This is a genomic window from Sphingobacteriales bacterium, assembly GCA_016700115.1.
Taxonomy (GTDB): domain Bacteria; phylum Bacteroidota; class Bacteroidia; order Chitinophagales; family UBA2359; genus UBA2359.
The window spans coordinates 4,444,882-4,461,319 of record CP064999.1 but is presented as its reverse complement, the minus strand read 5'-3'; the positions used below and the strand labels follow the sequence as shown (position 1 = coordinate 4,461,319).

The following is a 16,438-nucleotide window of genomic DNA, read 5'->3' as shown; positions in this document are numbered from 1 at the left end:
CTTAGTTCAGGTCTTGCCAAAATCTTCGGCGGTTGAGTTTCAGATCTTGTAAAAGTGCAGATTTTACACGAATGGTAAAAATGTAATAACGGTATTGACCGGTAGGAGCAAGTGTTAACAGCATCTCCCAACAATGAAGGTCTCGGGTTATATCTAAAGTGGTACGAGCCAATTTTTTAAATGCAAAGTCATATCCCGAATTGAATCCCACCCTCCATTTGGGACTTAAATTTACCTCTCCGTTGAAATTCAGGCTTTGAGTAATTAAAGTAGTATCCTCGCCATTCCGTTTTGTTGGCCGTAGAGCGAGTGTATAATCCATAGTTAGCCTCCAGGGGATATTAAAGTTTGAGAAAGCATCCGGGTTATTTTCAATTTCTTCAATTTCCTGTTTAGTTCCCGCACCAGATTTTAAAGTATTTAGTTCTTTTGAGCTAAATGAAGTCGCAACTGTAAAATTTACGTTGCTGATTCTCAACGGGCTTTTCTCAGCCTTCCATTGGGTTTGGTTGATACTTCTGCCTTGTCCGTCAATGGCATAAGGGTCTAAAGCACCACTTAAGTTTATTTGAATTTTACGGGCAATCGTAACCCCCCCGCCATAGGTTATAGGTGCCCATCGCATGCTGTCAGCTAAAAAGTTATAGGAGGTGTTGAAGTTTAATCTATCAATCAGGTTTATCTTTTTCTCACCGTTATTTGTAGTGTCTTTAGCTGAAAAAACCTTCATCTGAAGGTTATTATTCAGACTAAAACTCATAGAACCGACATCACCTCGAGAAGGGCTTCCAAATATAGCACCTTCAAATACCGAGTATTGCACACTATCTCCTTTGGCATTGTTTTGAACAAAACGATAGTAATTCCAAAAATCAGTTCCAAAATCGGGCTGATAACTCAAACTGATTGATGGAGTAACTTCATGTCTGATTGAACGTATTTTGCCTTTTTCAAAATTTAAAAATCCAAAGAGTTTGGTGGTAGCACTAACTCCGGTATTTAGCTGTTTAACACTTCTTTTGAATCCGGTAATATCAATAGATTGTAATCTGGGAAGTATTGTGTCTATGGTGGTTTCTCCGTTAGGTTTTGTTGAATACTGAAAGGTAGTATCAGGGATCCATTGCTTTTCTATGGTTTTAAAATACCATGCTTCTGAATATGTTACAGTCGGACTGATGTTAATATACTTAAACAGATTAAAGTTCGTGCTCGCATTGGCATTGTGTTCTATGCCATATTTGGCATTGTCAAAGAAAGCGCGTGTAAATAAGAGCGAGTCGGTTACTGATGTTCTGGATTCTGCTCGCATATTATATGTAACCCCAATTTTTTCATACCATCTTGCTCCACCGGTTTGTATTTTTCTGGCAAATGGGAATTGGCGGTTAATATCAACTCTTAAACTCGGAAGAGTAACATTTACCAATTTTGTGTTGGTGTTTTGGTCAAGTCTTCCTGTTAGTGCTACTCTCATCGGAGTGCCGGGAATGTTGAAATTATAGTTGATGCTTGAAGAAAGCGTATTGGTCAGAACATTGTTGTTTCGAACTTCAAACTCTCGGTTGTAGCCACTACTGCCAAATCCCACATTGGCAGAAAACGTACTGTTTGGTCTTGCTTTGGCATCCTGAGAATGGTTCCATCGAACAAAAAAGTTTTTGGCTTCACTATATGCAGGGGTTATTCTGTCTCCTGTTTTATTCACTCCATAATCTATATTGACATTTCCACTGAACTTATATCTTTTTCTGTAGCCTGTTGTGATATTGGCTCTCCAACTTCCATTTGTAAAAATATCACCGGTCAGGGCAAGGTCGGCAAAATCACTAAAACCCAAATAATAACCTCCTCCCTGAAAATAAAACCCTCTGTTTGGTGAGTAGCCATAAGAAGGCATTAAAATACCTGAGCGTTGTCCTTTAGCTATTGGAAAAATGCCAAATGGAAGAAACAAAGGTGTTGGCACGTCTTCTAATACTAATTGAGCGGGTCCAGAAATGATAAGTTTGTTGGGGATAATCTTAACTTTATTGACGTTGATTTTAAAGTGAGGATGTTCCTGATTGCAAGTTGTGTAATAAGCATTTTTGCCAAACATTTCGTCCTGTTCGTTTTTTTTAACAACCTCTCCCCTTAAATATCCATCCCCCTCTTGAGTAACAATATGTGTAAGTCTGCCCTTCTTGGTTTCGAAATTGTAGATCATTTCGTCAGACTGAAAAGTTCTATCCTGATCTGAAAATTCAGGGTGATCGTATAAATAACCTGTTGTGTCTGTTGCCGGTTTTGCATGTATGGTTTTTTGAGTATAATCAAGCAGCAAGGTTGCAGCTGAAATTGACATACTTCCCTGCTTGATTTTAGCCTTAGAGTAAAGGTATATTTTTTGATTAGTGATATCATAAACAATAGAATCACGGGCACTATAAACTACTTTTTCCTTGATACTTCCATCAGCCATTTTTAGGGTTATTGTATCGGTGGTGGAAATCTGAATAGAATCTCCGGGAATTGATAAATCAGATGGTTTCATTGGCACAACAGATAAACTGTCCTGTGCCATTACAATTGGGCAAAATAGAAACGACAAAATAAATATATATAGAGTAGTTTTCAATTTGAATTAAACTAATTAGTTTTTTTGTAGTTTCAATTTGTTTGTGGTAAATTTGCACCAATCCAATTGCTGATAAAAGCAACAAATATGACAATAAAGCTACTAAACGTTTCGAAGCGAATTTTTATTAATCGTTTTCTGATTTATTTTACTTTCTTTACTTTTTGTTGGCTAAACCCAGTTTTATCTCAAGACGAAGCAACAAAGCCACGAATTGTTAAAACTGTAGTGATAGATGCCGGTCATGGTGGCAAAGATAGCGGTTGTTCGGGTAAGAAGGCTAAAGAAAAAGATATTGCTTTGTCGGTTGCACTGAAAGTAGGGGAGTACATTAAAGAAAATGTTCCTGACGTTGAGGTATTATATACAAGAGAAAAGGACACATTTGTTGAGTTACACGAAAGAGCTTCGTTTGCTAACCGAAATTCTGCGGATTTGTTTATTTCCATACATTGCAATCATTCACCTGCTTCCTATGTACAAGGCACTGAAACTTATGTGATGGGTAATGATAAATCAGATGCCAATTTAGAAGTTGCCCGTCGTGAAAACTCAGTCGTAGCTTTAGAAACAAATTACAAAGATAAGTACGATGGATTTAATTTAGACGACCCTCTGTCAGATATCATATTCTCGCTTTATCAAAACTCGTACAGAGAACAGAGTTTGAAGTTTGCACAATTGATAGAGAATCAGTTTAAAAACAGAGCAATGCGACATAGCAGGGGTCCAAAACAAGAAAGTTTTTTGGTGCTATACAAAACCAATATGCCAAGTGTATTAATTGAAATTGGTTTTCTCAGCAATAAAGCCGAAGAACAATTTCTTGATTCGGATATTGGTCAGGTTTTGATTGGTTCTGCTATTTATCGGGCTTTTAAAGAATATAAAGCTCATTGGGACTCCCGGGCACAAAATGGAATTAAAAAGAACCAATAGCTCGGATTTTCATTTCAACCCCCTTTTTTACCCAATTCAAATGATTTTTGGTTGTCAATCAACTAAAAACGGTAAATTTTAAGTTATTTTGCAGCGTTAAGTTCACTTACAAAAATTGACTTGTTTTGAGCATCAAACTTTCGAATGAAACTAAAGTTGGCATTTTAACGATAACAGCCATAATAGCTTTGGTTTTTGGTTATAACTATTTGAGGGGTAAAAATTTATTCCGTCAACAAATTGTCTATTATGCCGTGTATGACAGGGTAGATGGATTATTGCCCGCAAACCCTGTTTTGGTGAACGGCTTACAAATAGGTATTGTAGATAAAATTTTTCTGAAAGAAAATGACCGCACTAAAGTTGTCGTTCGCTTTTCTTTAAAAACTCCAATTGATATTCCCAAAAACTCTACTTTGCAAATTGTAAGTTCCAGTTTGTTAGGAGATAAAGCATTGGAATTGAAAATGCCACAAACACAAACAGCTGAAGAACTTGGGAAATTGGTTTATGCAACCCCGGGGGATACTTTAGAAGGTATCCGGGAAATTGGAATCACAGAAATGGCCTTGAAAGAAATTCAACCCATCAAAGAAAAGGCGGAGCATCTAATACAAACTTTGGATTCTACTTTGGCTTCTATCAATGTACTGCTTAATTCTGAGCGGATGGATCAAATTATTCAGGATGTTTCTCAAAGTATAAGTTCTGTAAGGACATCATTAAAAAGCATAGAGAAAACCGCGGTAAATGTAGGCGAGTTTTCCGATACTGAATTTAGTAAAATTGCAGCAACTTTAGATAATATCGAAAAACTTAGCAAGGCGATAGGAGATAACTCTTCAAAGGTGAATACTATAGTAGCAAATGCCGAAAAGATTACCGGCAACCTAAGTACGTTATCTGAAAATCTGGTAAAAACAGATATTTCTGCTATTGTGCAGAAAGCAAATCAAACCCTTGCAGAAGTTGCTGAAATTACAACTAAAATTAAAAACGGAGAAGGAAGCATCTCTATGCTTATCAATAACCCTGATTTGTACAACAATCTGGAACAATCGAGTGCAGACTTAGACCGCTTGTTGGTTGATATTCGTCAAAATCCCAAAAACTATCTTGGGTTTTCTTTTATCACTATTAATAAGAAAGACAAGACTCCTGCAACCGTTAAATCTTCTTCGGGCAACCAAACTCCTAAGGAAAAGTTTTAGTCAATTTATCAGGAAATTCAAATTTTGAAACAATACAATTCTTGATTAACAGTTTTCTCATTGCACTAAAGACCTTTACTTTTGGGTGCTTCGATGTTTTATGAAATATATTAACGTTATTTCAAGAATTTTACATTTACCCGGATTTATCCGAACGAGCTATTTGTGTCTTTTTTTTCTTCAATTTTATTTTGTCGCACCAATTTTGGTAGCTCAAACATTGCCTTCACCAACTGAACCTGCAGAGGACAAAACCCTGCAGATTATAAGTGCCAATGAATTAGAGGTTATTACAAAAGGAGTAAAACCAGCCCGAAAATTGATTGGTAATGTGGCTCTAAAGCAGGGAGATGTGTTGATGAAATGCGATAGTGCTTTATTCTTCTTTGAAGAAAATAATATTGAAGCTTTTGGCAACATTCATATCCGTCAGGGGGATTCGGTTGATATTCATTCTGAACGCTTAATTTATCATGGCAATCTTGAAAAAGCTACCTTATATGATAAAGTGAAGCTTAATGATAAGACTTCAGATATTACTGCTGATACGCTGTATTATTTTGTGCCGGCAAGAAAGGCAGTGTTGCAAAACAAAGTGCATCTTACTGACAAAAAAAATGATGTTTATGCCAATCGTGTGGACTATTATGTCAACACGAAAAAAGCAGAATTGTATAAAAATGTAAGGCTGACAGATGGAAAAGTGGATATTACCGCACAAAGGATGGACTACGATGTAAATCTTCAGGAAGGAACATATAGCGGAGGAGGTAAATTGGTTGATGGAAACACAACACTGACAAGTCAAAAAGCACATTATTATGGCTTAACGAAACAAACTATTTTTGAGGAGAATGTGCATTTAGTCTCCCCTGAATACGATTTAAAAACGCCAAGATTAGTTTATGACATAAAAACAGAGGAGGCAAAGTTTTCAGGTCAATCATTAATTACAGATAAAGAAGGGGCAACTATTAAAACGACAGAAGGGATTTATGATACCAAACACGACCGTTTGAAACTAAGCCAAAGAACAGCAGTAGTAAATCAGTCCCAAACTTTGATAGCCAATGATTTAGACTATAATAAAATTTCAGGCTTAGGAAAGGCAAGAGGGGACGTGGTTTGGAAAGACACTTCCCAAAATGTGATAATAACTTCTCAGGCTGCTGACTTTGACGACATACGTCAGACAGTCCTCGCTTATGACCAGCCAATGTTGATACAAATCAACGGAAACGATACCTTGTTTATGACCGCTGATACGCTCAAAGGATTTACATATCCTGCCCAAACAAATGAAAACTCACTAAAAGATACCACAAAATCAAAGGATTTTTACGCTTATAGAAATGTTAAATTGTTTAGAACCGATATGCAGGCCGTATGCGACTCATTGATGTATTCTTCGGCAGATTCAGTCTTTAGAATGTTTTACAATCCGGTGGTTTGGTCTGATAATCACCAGCTTTTCGCCGACACAATTTTAGCTTTTACCCAAAATAATAAACTTAAAAAGTTAGATCTAATCAGATCAGCTTTTATGGCAAGCAAAGAACAAGTAATGGTATTTAATCAAATTAAAGGAAAAAATATTTCAGGCTTTTTTAACGATACAACCATTACACATATTTATGCGGATGGAAACGCAGAAAGCATATATTATATAAAAGACGAGCAGGAAGCATACAACGGGGTTAATAAATCAGAAAGCCGGACGTTGTGGATATATTTTTTGAAGAATGAAGTAGATAAAATTGTGTTTGTTGAAAAACCCGAAGCCACTTTTTTTCCAATCCACGAAGTTAATCCTGCCGATTTTTTACTGAAAGGATTTCGTTGGTATGAAGATCGCCGACCTCAGCGTCCGGCAATGCTTATTTCTATGTCTAAATAGATTTTCTTCCAAATTCTAACTTAATATGAAGTCCATTAATTTTGTTTCACCCGATTTTGCATTGAGTCATCTTGGTTCGGGGGATAGTGTTTTTATTCATTCAGTCGCTGCAGCACCTCAGTTTTTGATTAACGCCATGATGCAAAGAGCAGGTGAAGTTCGAAATGTTCGCATTTTACAACTCCATACTGAAGGGCCTGCCCCTTATGCAGAACCCGAATATGAAGGAATTTTTAAAGTATGTGCTTTTTTTGTCGGTGCAAACATACGTAAGGCAGTTCAGGAAGGTCGCGCAGATTATTTTCCATTGTTTTTAAGCGAAGTACCTGCTGTTATAAGAAGGAAACTGACTCCCGTAGATGTTGCTTTAATTTCAGTTTCTCCTCCGGATAATCATGGTTACGTGTCTTTAGGTTGTTCGGTGGATGCAACTTTAGCAGCAGTTCAACAAGCAAGGATAGTAATTGCTCAGGTTAATCGGTTCATGCCACGATCTTTAGGCGATGCACCGATTCATATAAATGACATTGATTTTTTTGTGGAAAGCGATATCCCATTGCCTGAAAATACCATGGCAAAACCAAATGCGGCAGACCTTAAAATTGGTGAGTACATTGCCACATTGGTTGAAAACGGAGCTACTTTGCAAATGGGAATAGGGTCTATTCCAAATGCAGCGCTTGCCAACCTGACCAATCATAATGGGTTAGGTGTCCATACCGAAATGTTTTCTGATGGACTTCTTCCTTTGATAGAACTTGGAGTAATCACTAATGAATTTAAACAAATATACCGGCACCAAATCGTTTCGAGTTTTGTAATGGGAACTAAGAAAGTATATGATTTTATTCATGATAATCCCAAAATTTTGATGTTAGATGCGGCATTTGTGAATGATACTGCGATTATTCGCCAAAACCCTAAAGTAACTGCTATTAACAGTGCAATTGAAATTGATTTAACCGGACAGGTCTGCGCAGATTCTATAGGCACTAACATTTTTTCGGGTGTTGGGGGGCAGATGGATTTTATACGGGGTGCAAGCTATTCGGCAGGTGGCAAACCAATTATTGCACTCAATTCCTGTACCGGTAAAGGGGAATCTAAAATTGTTCCTGTCCTAAAAACTGGAGCAGGTGTAGTAACAACCCGTGCTAATGTTCATTTTGTAGTTACAGAATTTGGCATTGCCAATCTTTATGGTAAAACGCTTAAAGAAAGAGCTGTTGAGTTAATCAGAATTGCTCATCCCGATCATCGCGAAGAACTTGAACGTGCTGCATATTTGCGCTGGAAGGGAAATTTTTAAACAATTCAACAATTAAACATTATGATTCCGCTTCTATTATTGCATGGGGCATTGGGCAGTGCTGCAATGTTTGACCAACTTTCAGGTTTAATGCCCAAAAACCTGTCAATTCATTGCCTCAATTTTGAAGGGCATGGAGGTCAGGATTTTAATCATCCGGTTTTTTCAATTGAAAATTTTGCATTACAAGTGATAGGTTACCTTGACTATCACGAAATACCGGTAATCAATGTTTTTGGTTATAGTATGGGTGGATTTGTAGGACTTTATTTGGCTAAACATTTTCCTGAACGTATTGGAAAAGTAGTAACTTTAGCCACAAAATTAAACTGGAACCCAGAAATAGCTAAACGCGAAACTTCAATGCTCAATTTGTCTAAAATGGAGATAAAAGTTCCGGCTTTTGTCGAAGAACTCAGGCAAAGACATGCTCCTCAAGATATATCTATACTGATGAATTATACCATAGAGCTGCTTACAACTTTAGGAAACGAAAATCCGCTTTCTCCCGAAGCACTTGGCACAATTGAATGTCCGGTAATGTTGGCAGTTGGAGATAGAGATAGTATGGTTTCTGTCGAAGAAACCATGGCAGCTTATCGGGTTTTACCTAAAGGGCAATTTTGGGTTATACCTTCAACACCACATCCCTTTGAAAGAGTTGACGTTCAACGCCTTGTTTTTGAATTGTCTTGTTTTTTTAATCCCAGTAGTTGATTTTTATTTAAGCTTTAATGAAAAAACCCTTAAACATAATCATTGTTGGCAGCCCCGGTTCGGGGAAAACCACATTGTCGAAACATCTGAGTTACTGCCTGAACGTTCCTGCCATTGAACTGGATTATTACCATTTTAAAGAAAATTGGGTAGAGGTCGAGGACGAGATTATGGTTAAAAAGGTGGATGAAATGACAAGCGTACCCGGATGGATAGCAGATGGAAACTATAAAACTCTGCGTTTCCTTTTATGGAAACGAGCGGATGTGTTGATTTGGCTCAACATCCCATTTTTTACCAACTTACGAAGACTTTTAGTTCGCACCATTCATCGCGCTTATACTAAAAGCCGCTATGGCATGGCAATCAGGAAAGCTTTTATATGTCTTTTTTTACTAAAAACTCTATTTTGTATTGGTTTTTAAAAACGTATCGCTTGCGAATCAATCAATACAATAAATTGTTAAGAAGTCCTGAGTTTTCACACTTATATGTTATTGTTATTAAAAATCCAAACCAAGTATTGGAACAAGTATTAACTGCTTTGCCCCTTAATAATATCCGGACATGAAGTCTTCCCGGAATATATTGCTCGTAATTGTCGGCCCGACTGCCTCGGGAAAAACTGAATTGGCTATACGATTAGCTCAATTACTTAAAACGTCAGTGATTTCAGCAGACAGTCGTCAGTTTTACAGGGAAATGAATATAGGAACTGCAAAGCCGACGGAACACGAGCTTCAACTTGTACCACATTTTTTTGTAAATTCTCATTCAGTCAAAGATTTTTACTCGGTTGGGGCGTTTGAACGAGACGTTCTTGACTTGCTCAACCAATTATTCAACAAAAATCGGATTGTCATTATGGCGGGTGGTTCTGGATTATACATTCGGGCTGTCTGTCAGGGTGTTGACGATTTTCCTGTTGTCAAACCAGAAATCAGAAATGAACTAAACCACATTTACCAAACTAAAGGGTTAGAGGCAATCCAAAAATTGTTGTCCCAACATGACCCTGTTTACTTTAAATCAGTTGACCTCAACAACCCTCAACGACTGTTGCGGGCTTTGGAAGTTTGTCTGAGCAGCAACCAACCTTATAGTTCTTTCAAAACCGGAAAAAAAGCAATTCGCAATTTTGATATTATAAAAATAGGGTTGCAGATTGACCGCGAAATCTTGTATCGGCGTATTGATCTCAGGGTGGAAGAAATGATGAACAACCATTTTTTGGAAGAAGCACAACAGCTTTACCCACTCCGAAATTTAAATGCGTTGCAAACCGTGGGTTATCAGGAACTTTTTGATTTTTTAGATGGAAAAATAACGCTTGATGCAGCTGTTTCCCTCATAAAACAAAACACACGACGTTATGCCAAACGACAAATGACCTGGTTTAGAAAAGAACCCGGATTGATTTGGGTGTCACCCGATAATTTAGATCATATTTTGGAGATTGCCGGCATTTCCTACTAAGAAACCCCTTTAATAACAATAATGTTTCTAAGAATTCTCTATTCATTTTTGCATTTTAACTCTGAAAAAAAGATATACAAAATCAGGAATGAAGTAAGAAACGAACCATTTCTTTTTTTCTGATTTTCCCAAAAATCAAATTTTGCCCTTAAACTTTTACTTAATAGGGAGTTAAATTCCTGTTTTTGTCTTTTCAGTTCTAATTTTCACCAATTAAACATCAATTGTGTTCGTATAAATTGGTTTTTATCTCATTTTTAAAACAGGTTTTGTTTCAAAACCAACTTGTTTTTCTAAAAATATTTGAGTATAACTGTATAAATAAGGAATTACAGAAGCTTTTTTTAATATAATCTTCCTTCTATAAATTGTTGTTAAGGTGAAATTTAGTAAAAGGCTCAATTTTAACCAATAGCCTAAATCCCTTCATTAATCTTCTTGTGCAGAATAATGCATTAGTGAAATGAAGATAAGCATGATAGATAATTGTAACCACAAAAAGCGCCAATATTTCAAGTTTAATATATTTATCAATCCTTAAAAGGGTTTTGATCAATCAACTACCTTTCTGAAAAGATTAAAACAGATTTAATAACTTAGATTGGGGAATACATCTGTCCTAGTTTACATTATAAGCCAATTTCAACAGGTAAATTGAGGGTTAACATCAGATTTCTGCCTTGTTCGGGCAAGTTGAGGATTCTAAACCTGCTCAAATGGTTCATGTATGATTTATCCAACAAGTTTTGAATTCTGAATGTAAGCCGTAGTGGATGTTTTCCGACTTTAAAAGTTACTCCTGTAGCAATATGCAGCAGATGATATCCCGGAGTTTTATCTTCGTTTCTGTCGGTTCTGTTTTGAGCGGCTGTCCATTGATGTTCCAAGGCAAAAAACAGTTCTGACCAATAGTTCCCCAATTTATCAATCGTATAATCTGCTTGATTAAAAACCGAAAAAGGAGAGGTAAAAGGTAAAGGCAGTCCGGTTTCGGTATTTAAGTTGTAAACATAGTCGGCGTTAGCTTCCAAATGAAGTTTTTCAACCGGATGATATTCGATTCGAAATTCAAAACCTGTATGAATGGCATTTGCCTGAGTGTATTGATAGATTTGCCCGGCATCTGGAAGCAGGGAAAAAAATCCACTTGGGCGCAGATAAATGTAGTCTTTAAAAAAGTTAAAAAAAGGAGAAAATTCGGCAATCAAAAATGTGTTTTTTGCCATCAAAAACAGATCAAACTGATAGCCGTTTTCAGAAATTAAATCAGCATTGCCTTGTTCGTGGCGGAAAGTCCCATGATGAACTCCATTTTGGGTCAATTCGGGAGGTGAAGGAAGTCTGAAAGATTTGCCAAAATTAACCTTTACTTGATAATTTTCATGTTCATACCAGGAAACTCCAATAGCCGCAGAATAGTTAAAAAAATTCCGGACTACTTTTGGGGCTCTTTCCTGAAAACCTGATATAGTTGAGTCGTTTTGCCAAACCGCAATAATAAAACTTTGGGAATTTATATGCCCAAAATCTAAACGCAAGCCCCCATTCAGGGTCATTTTATCACTGATTTGTTGTTCTATGGTCGAATAAACTCCGGTTTGGAACATATTGTAGTCAGGGAGTAAAAATTCAAACCCATTTCTTGCGTTCTCCTGCCATTGGATGGCGTGACCAGATACAACTTTACGGCGCTCGTTCGGATAGCGATTGTAACGGGTGTTCAAACTCAGGGTTGTAAGTCGAAGTTCATGTGCCAGATTTCCTACGGGCAGAGGTCCTTGTCCATGCAAATGAGGAAAAGAAAATTCTTGCCGGAAGTTGTGTTGAAGCCCCAAATCTGTATGAACAGATTGTTTTTTAAAAACCCATTTGCCGTTCAAAATTCCTTTCCAATGACGAGTATATTGATAAGGCAAATCAACATTTCGGTCATTTCCGTCCGGTTCAAGTAAATATGAGCGAGGAATTCCTACCGCACCTGAAAAAAAACCGGCTTTTTGTTCAAATAATCCTGCATAACCCTGTAAACTTCCCCATTTTCCACCTGTTCCGGCTTGAAATGATGCGCTTTGTTCATGCCCGGCTGTGTTGACCAATTGTTTGTTGTAAATAGGCAGCAAATATCCATTGTAAATAAAAGTATTGGCAGGAACCCGGTAATCTGCAAAACTTTGACCTGTATATCTTGCTTTGAAAAACCGATGATATTTATGCCCTGCTATACCCAAAGAGGAGCCAAACTGAGAATTGTTGTGGCGAAAGAAAGAAGTGATTTGTCCCGAAAGCCCTTTTCCTGTTGCAGGTGGAGGATTTCCTGTCAAATTGATAACTCCACCAAGTGCATCCGAGCCATATTGCAGTGATGCGGCACCCTTAACTATCGCCACTTTTTCAACATTAAACTGATCTATCTCCAAACCATGGTCTGTACCCCATTGTTGCCCCTCTTGTTTAACTCCAAAATCATTCACTATTACTCTGTTGCCATAAAAACCCCTGATTACTGGTTTCGATATCCCTGTTCCGGTGTTAATTGATGCCAAACCAGGAATTTTTTCAATTGTATTGCTAAATGTGTTCCCATAGTTTTTTTCAAAAAAAGACTTGTCTGCTATTACCACACTCAAAGATTGCTCTTTCTGTCCTGTTTTCAGCACATCGCCAATTACTTCAACTGCTTTCAAATCAATGATTGCAGGCTGAAGCCGGAAATCTATATGAGCATTGGTAGATCCCACCATAATAACCGTATCTTTAGAAACATATCCCAACATACTGATTTGAAACCGGTAAACCCCTGCAGGTAGCTGTTTTATTTGGTAGCCTCCATACATATCAGTTACGGCGAAATAGGTTGTTTTATCTAAAACTACGGTCGCGCCAGGTAAAAATTCGTCTGTTTTAGCATTATGAATATGACCAGATAAGGTAAACAGGGGAGTTTGTGCTGAAACTTCGGTTTTTTCTAAAAAAAACACGATAAAAATTAATAAATAAGTAACCCAATTTTTCATTGTTTTTGCAACTATGTTGCAAAGTTAGGATATAATACCAAAGCTTAGTACAAACAGCGGTATAATTTATAAATCTTGTCAAAATTTAACTATATGATTCCCTACTTAAAATACTCAAAAGTTTATAAATCCTTCTTAAACAGTGTTATAGTACTCCAAATGAAAACTAAGTAGAGGCCTGAATAGAGGCATTTTTATAGATGGAATGAGAAGGAAACTACAGTACAGACCAAAACTTCGTTCAAAGCAGAATCTTTGAAATTTTTAAATCAACCAAACCAATAATTCAAAGAGCACCAAAAAATGTTAGTTGATTACAATTTTATCCGAAACTTTGGTGCGGTTGAGCAGCATGGATTTTTTAGTATTACCCACTTTGAGATGAACTATATTGGTTTGCATGGAATACTGTTCCATCAGCAACCGGTTTTCCACTACTAATTCCGAAAAACCGGCAACCGCTCCTCCTGCTTCAAGAAATATCCATATTACATCGGCTTCAGGTTCAATGCCGGTAAACTGTATTTTAAGAGACTTATCGTCAACCTTTAACCCAAATCGCTTTAACACATACTGTTCCATTAGTTTTTCTGTATCCGGACGCTGATTGGCTGTTTGGTAATGAAGCAAACAAGCACAATCTTTTTCAACCGCAAAGATAAAATCGTCACTAAACACTTTGATCCCAACTTCTAAGGTATGTGCAGATTGATTATATTCTATTTCTGTAATGCTAACATAAAACTGATGTATAAAGGTGCCAAAATTTAAAAATTGAATCATCAGGATAACAGGTAGTATCATATTGTAAGCTTCAAATTGTCAAAATAATAATGAGAATGTGTTAATTGGAAAATTTCATTAAAAACGTTTCTACCAACCGTTTAAAGACATAGATAGTTCTATTGGCGAATATCTTAGGATCAAGAAAAAGGGTGTCAAACTATTTCTTGTCTAATCATTCTCATCAAATTACGCTATACTTTCTATACAAAACTGAATAGTACCCATTTAGAACAAACGACTCTTCTAAAGGAGTTCTAAATTTTACATCCAAAACACCAGGGAATAATTCACCTTGTTTTTAAATAAGAATTTTACTGTTCTCAAATAGGTTTCAATTTACTTTAATCTCATTTTATAGAAATCCACTAAGATTGCTTGTTTAGCTTTTTAAGAATTGTATATTTGATGGAAAAACTGAGTTTTTTAAATAAAAGTATAGAGTTTATCTTATAAATACTAATTTCAAAGCCAAATGAGTAAGTTTTTATGTGACTGTGGTCAGGTTATTTTTGACCAGGCAGACTATATCAGATATAAAGGGCACATTATTGCTGATCAAGATTATATGGATTTTTTTGATGAAATTGAAAAAGGGGATTTTATGGAAATGGTTGAAAAAGGCAGTAAATATTTTGGTAGAATATTCCAATGCGAATATTGTAGCAGTTTAATAGTTTTTAGACCGGGTAAAAACGAAGGAATATTTTTTAAACCTATTGATAAGGACAAAAGCAAACAAATTTTAAGTTCATTTTTAGGAGAAAGTTGGTTAGGAGTGATGTCTGCTAATTTTAGAAACGGTCAAGGTGAAATTTTTTGGACCACTAATTGCGATAGCGGGTTTTGACAGAATCTTTCATTAATTGAGCTTAAAATGATTTACCAAGCGAAATTTCAAGAACTTTCTTCGCTAAATATATTACGACATTCTTTTTTAAACATAGAAGGTAAATTTGAACACAAATTTGAAATCCAATAAAAGCATAAGAGAATAAAGTAGTTATCTCAAACCGTTTGACGAGCATCCTTGGTAAAATTTCTAATTCGTGTATTTGGTTTTTAAAATCAATTTATCTTTAAAAGTTAATATGGTAAAAGTGGCGGATAAATCAATAAAATCTAAATTGCTTTACCACATTAGAAGTTAAAAATTTTCCTTTTAAATAAAAATTTTTTCACTTCAATCTTCAATCAAATGGAAAAATATACTGTTTTAAAGTTAATTGGATTGGCAATTCTTACGATGGCAACTTTAATTCTTCTTTCATTCATCGAAGTTGCGATTTACTCATATTTCATAAATCCGGGACATGAGGTTGGAATATACGAATCTCATGCTCAAGATTCAGCGCCCTATATTTCCGGTATTTTTGGGTTCATTATCTTTTTTTTAGTTGCTCGATATTGGACAAAAAAAGACTATCCCAATGTGTTCAAGTTAATTTTACTTTTTCCGGTTATATATATATTGTTAGACATTTTGATAATAGTTATTGCCGGATTTAGGGATATTTCGAGCTACATTTTAATTTTTCTTCTTTCTAATGGAGCAAAATTTCTTGGCAGCTTCTTAGGTTATAAATTATCCGGCCTAAAAGCAGGAAATCTATAAATTAAATGAGAGAAAAAAAGTTGGTGACAAAACACTTGTTGAAAACCTGCCTGATTTTATTGGTTTTGATTTTGTCAGGATGTGAAGAAAAACAGGTTAAAAAAGAACGAAATGACTTTAAAAAGTATTACGACCAATTTCAGGTTGATGGTTCTTTCATTCTATTTGATGAAAACAACAACTTTACCATATTTTACAACAAGGAGCAATTAAAACAACAGTTTTCGCCGGCTTCAACTTTCAAAATATTAAATTCTCTGATTGGTCTTGAAACCGGGGTAATAAAAGACGAGGAATTTATAATTCCCTGGGATAGCATTGTCAGGAATCCGGTATGGGACAAAGACCATGATTTAAAATCTGCTTTTTCAAATTCTGTAGTTTGGTATTATCAGGAGTTAGCAAGACGAGTTGGTGAAGAAAAAATGATATTTTGGATAAACAAAGCAAACTATGGTAACAAAGACATCTCAGGAAGCATTGATAGTTTTTGGCTAACAGGAGGGTTACTTATCTCGCCCGAACAACAACTCGAATTTTTAAGAAGACTTCATGCCAACTCTCTTCCTTTTTCAAAGCGTTCGACGGATATTGTCAAAAAGATAATGGTTGTAAAAGACACTTTGGATTACAAGATAAGTGCTAAAACGGGCTGGGGTGGACATGGAAGTAAAGACATTGGCTGGTATATAGGTTATGTTGAGGTGAAAAGCAAGGTTTATTTTTTTGTAAATTGTGTTCAATCTGAAAGCGATAAACTAAATGATGTTGAGAATGCCAAAAGATTTGATCAAGCAAGAAAGGAAATTGTGTATCTGATACTCAATGACTTAGATATAATAAAAGATTGAAACTTT

At 36.1% G+C, this 16,438-nt stretch carries 13 protein-coding genes; 10 read left to right on the top strand and 3 right to left on the bottom strand.

The annotated features are described in order from the left end of the window. Nucleotide 1: 1 nt before the first annotated feature. The gene (locus tag IPM47_16015) at nt 2–2,566 is read right to left on the bottom strand and encodes an LPS-assembly protein LptD (GenBank protein ID QQS28351.1); all 2,565 of its coding nucleotides are present in this window, start codon (nt 2,564–2,566) and stop codon (nt 2–4) included. Nucleotides 2,567–2,707: 141 nt separating this feature from the next. On the opposite strand from IPM47_16015, the gene IPM47_16010 reads away from it, so the two are divergent. From IPM47_16010 to miaA, 7 genes are all read left to right on the top strand, one after another. Next, entirely contained in the window at nt 2,708–3,559 is an 852-nt protein-coding gene (locus tag IPM47_16010; GenBank protein QQS28350.1) for an N-acetylmuramoyl-L-alanine amidase, read from the top strand. Nucleotides 3,560–3,684: 125 nt separating this feature from the next. Continuing rightward, nucleotides 3,685–4,770 carry an MCE family protein gene (locus tag IPM47_16005; GenBank protein ID QQS28349.1) on the top strand — a complete coding sequence of 362 codons (1,086 nt, stop codon included), beginning with the start codon at nt 3,685–3,687 and terminating at the stop codon, nt 4,768–4,770. A gap of 205 nt (nt 4,771–4,975) precedes the next feature. Continuing rightward, complete coding sequence (gene lptC / locus IPM47_16000) at nt 4,976–6,667, top strand: LPS export ABC transporter periplasmic protein LptC (GenBank protein ID QQS28348.1); 1,692 nt, start codon at nt 4,976–4,978, stop codon at nt 6,665–6,667. Between the two features lie 25 nt (nt 6,668–6,692). Continuing rightward, the gene (locus IPM47_15995; protein QQS28347.1) at nt 6,693–7,976 is read left to right on the top strand and encodes an acetyl-CoA hydrolase/transferase family protein; all 1,284 of its coding nucleotides are present in this window, start codon (nt 6,693–6,695) and stop codon (nt 7,974–7,976) included. A gap of 21 nt (nt 7,977–7,997) precedes the next feature. Beyond that, entirely contained in the window at nt 7,998–8,693 is a 696-nt protein-coding gene (locus IPM47_15990; protein ID QQS28346.1) for an alpha/beta hydrolase, read from the top strand. A 17-nt stretch (nt 8,694–8,710) separates the two neighbouring features. Beyond that, nucleotides 8,711–9,118, top strand: a complete 408-nt coding sequence (locus IPM47_15985; protein ID QQS28345.1) for a hypothetical protein — start codon at nt 8,711–8,713, stop codon at nt 9,116–9,118. Nucleotides 9,119–9,260: 142 nt separating this feature from the next. Beyond that, nucleotides 9,261–10,169: a tRNA (adenosine(37)-N6)-dimethylallyltransferase MiaA gene (gene miaA, locus IPM47_15980; GenBank protein ID QQS28344.1), complete on the top strand. Its 909-nt coding sequence runs from the start codon at nt 9,261–9,263 to the stop codon at nt 10,167–10,169. A gap of 629 nt (nt 10,170–10,798) precedes the next feature. Here the strand turns inward: miaA and IPM47_15975 are convergent. Together IPM47_15975 and IPM47_15970 are read right to left on the bottom strand one after the other, a co-directional pair. Next, a complete protein-coding gene (locus tag IPM47_15975; protein QQS28343.1) occupies nt 10,799–13,183 on the bottom strand; it encodes a TonB-dependent receptor in 2,385 nt (794 codons plus the stop codon). 306 nt (nt 13,184–13,489) lie between these two features. Beyond that, complete coding sequence (locus IPM47_15970; protein ID QQS28342.1) at nt 13,490–13,966, bottom strand: hypothetical protein; 477 nt, start codon at nt 13,964–13,966, stop codon at nt 13,490–13,492. A gap of 475 nt (nt 13,967–14,441) precedes the next feature. On the opposite strand from IPM47_15970, the gene IPM47_15965 reads away from it, so the two are divergent. The 3 genes from IPM47_15965 to blaOXA all read left to right on the top strand — a co-directional run bounded on the left by IPM47_15965 (nt 14,442) and on the right by blaOXA (nt 16,432). Then, a complete protein-coding gene (locus IPM47_15965; GenBank protein QQS28341.1) occupies nt 14,442–14,816 on the top strand; it encodes a hypothetical protein in 375 nt (124 codons plus the stop codon). 348 nt (nt 14,817–15,164) lie between these two features. Next, entirely contained in the window at nt 15,165–15,581 is a 417-nt protein-coding gene (locus IPM47_15960; protein ID QQS28340.1) for a hypothetical protein, read from the top strand. 5 nt (nt 15,582–15,586) lie between these two features. Continuing rightward, a complete protein-coding gene (gene blaOXA / locus IPM47_15955) occupies nt 15,587–16,432 on the top strand; it encodes a class D beta-lactamase (protein QQS28339.1) in 846 nt (281 codons plus the stop codon). The last annotated feature ends 6 nt before the right edge of the window (nt 16,433–16,438 follow it).

Excerpts from the sequence above, each read along its gene's own strand:
- miaA (QQS28344.1), top strand. The coding sequence starts at position 9,261 with ATGAAGTCTTCCCGGAATATATTGCTCGTAATTGTCGGCCCGACTGCC.
- blaOXA (QQS28339.1), top strand. The coding sequence starts at position 15,587 with ATGAGAGAAAAAAAGTTGGTGACAAAACACTTGTTGAAAACCTGCCTG.
- IPM47_15960 (QQS28340.1), top strand. The coding sequence starts at position 15,165 with ATGGAAAAATATACTGTTTTAAAGTTAATTGGATTGGCAATTCTTACG.
- IPM47_15970 (QQS28342.1), bottom strand. The coding sequence starts at position 13,966 with ATGATTCAATTTTTAAATTTTGGCACCTTTATACATCAGTTTTATGTT.
- IPM47_15985 (QQS28345.1), top strand. The coding sequence starts at position 8,711 with ATGAAAAAACCCTTAAACATAATCATTGTTGGCAGCCCCGGTTCGGGG.
- IPM47_16010 (QQS28350.1), top strand. The coding sequence starts at position 2,708 with ATGACAATAAAGCTACTAAACGTTTCGAAGCGAATTTTTATTAATCGT.
- IPM47_15995 (QQS28347.1), top strand. The coding sequence starts at position 6,693 with ATGAAGTCCATTAATTTTGTTTCACCCGATTTTGCATTGAGTCATCTT.
- IPM47_15990 (QQS28346.1), top strand. The coding sequence starts at position 7,998 with ATGATTCCGCTTCTATTATTGCATGGGGCATTGGGCAGTGCTGCAATG.
- IPM47_16015 (QQS28351.1), bottom strand. The coding sequence starts at position 2,566 with ATGGCACAGGACAGTTTATCTGTTGTGCCAATGAAACCATCTGATTTA.
- IPM47_15965 (QQS28341.1), top strand. The coding sequence starts at position 14,442 with ATGAGTAAGTTTTTATGTGACTGTGGTCAGGTTATTTTTGACCAGGCA.
- IPM47_15975 (QQS28343.1), bottom strand. The coding sequence starts at position 13,183 with ATGAAAAATTGGGTTACTTATTTATTAATTTTTATCGTGTTTTTTTTA.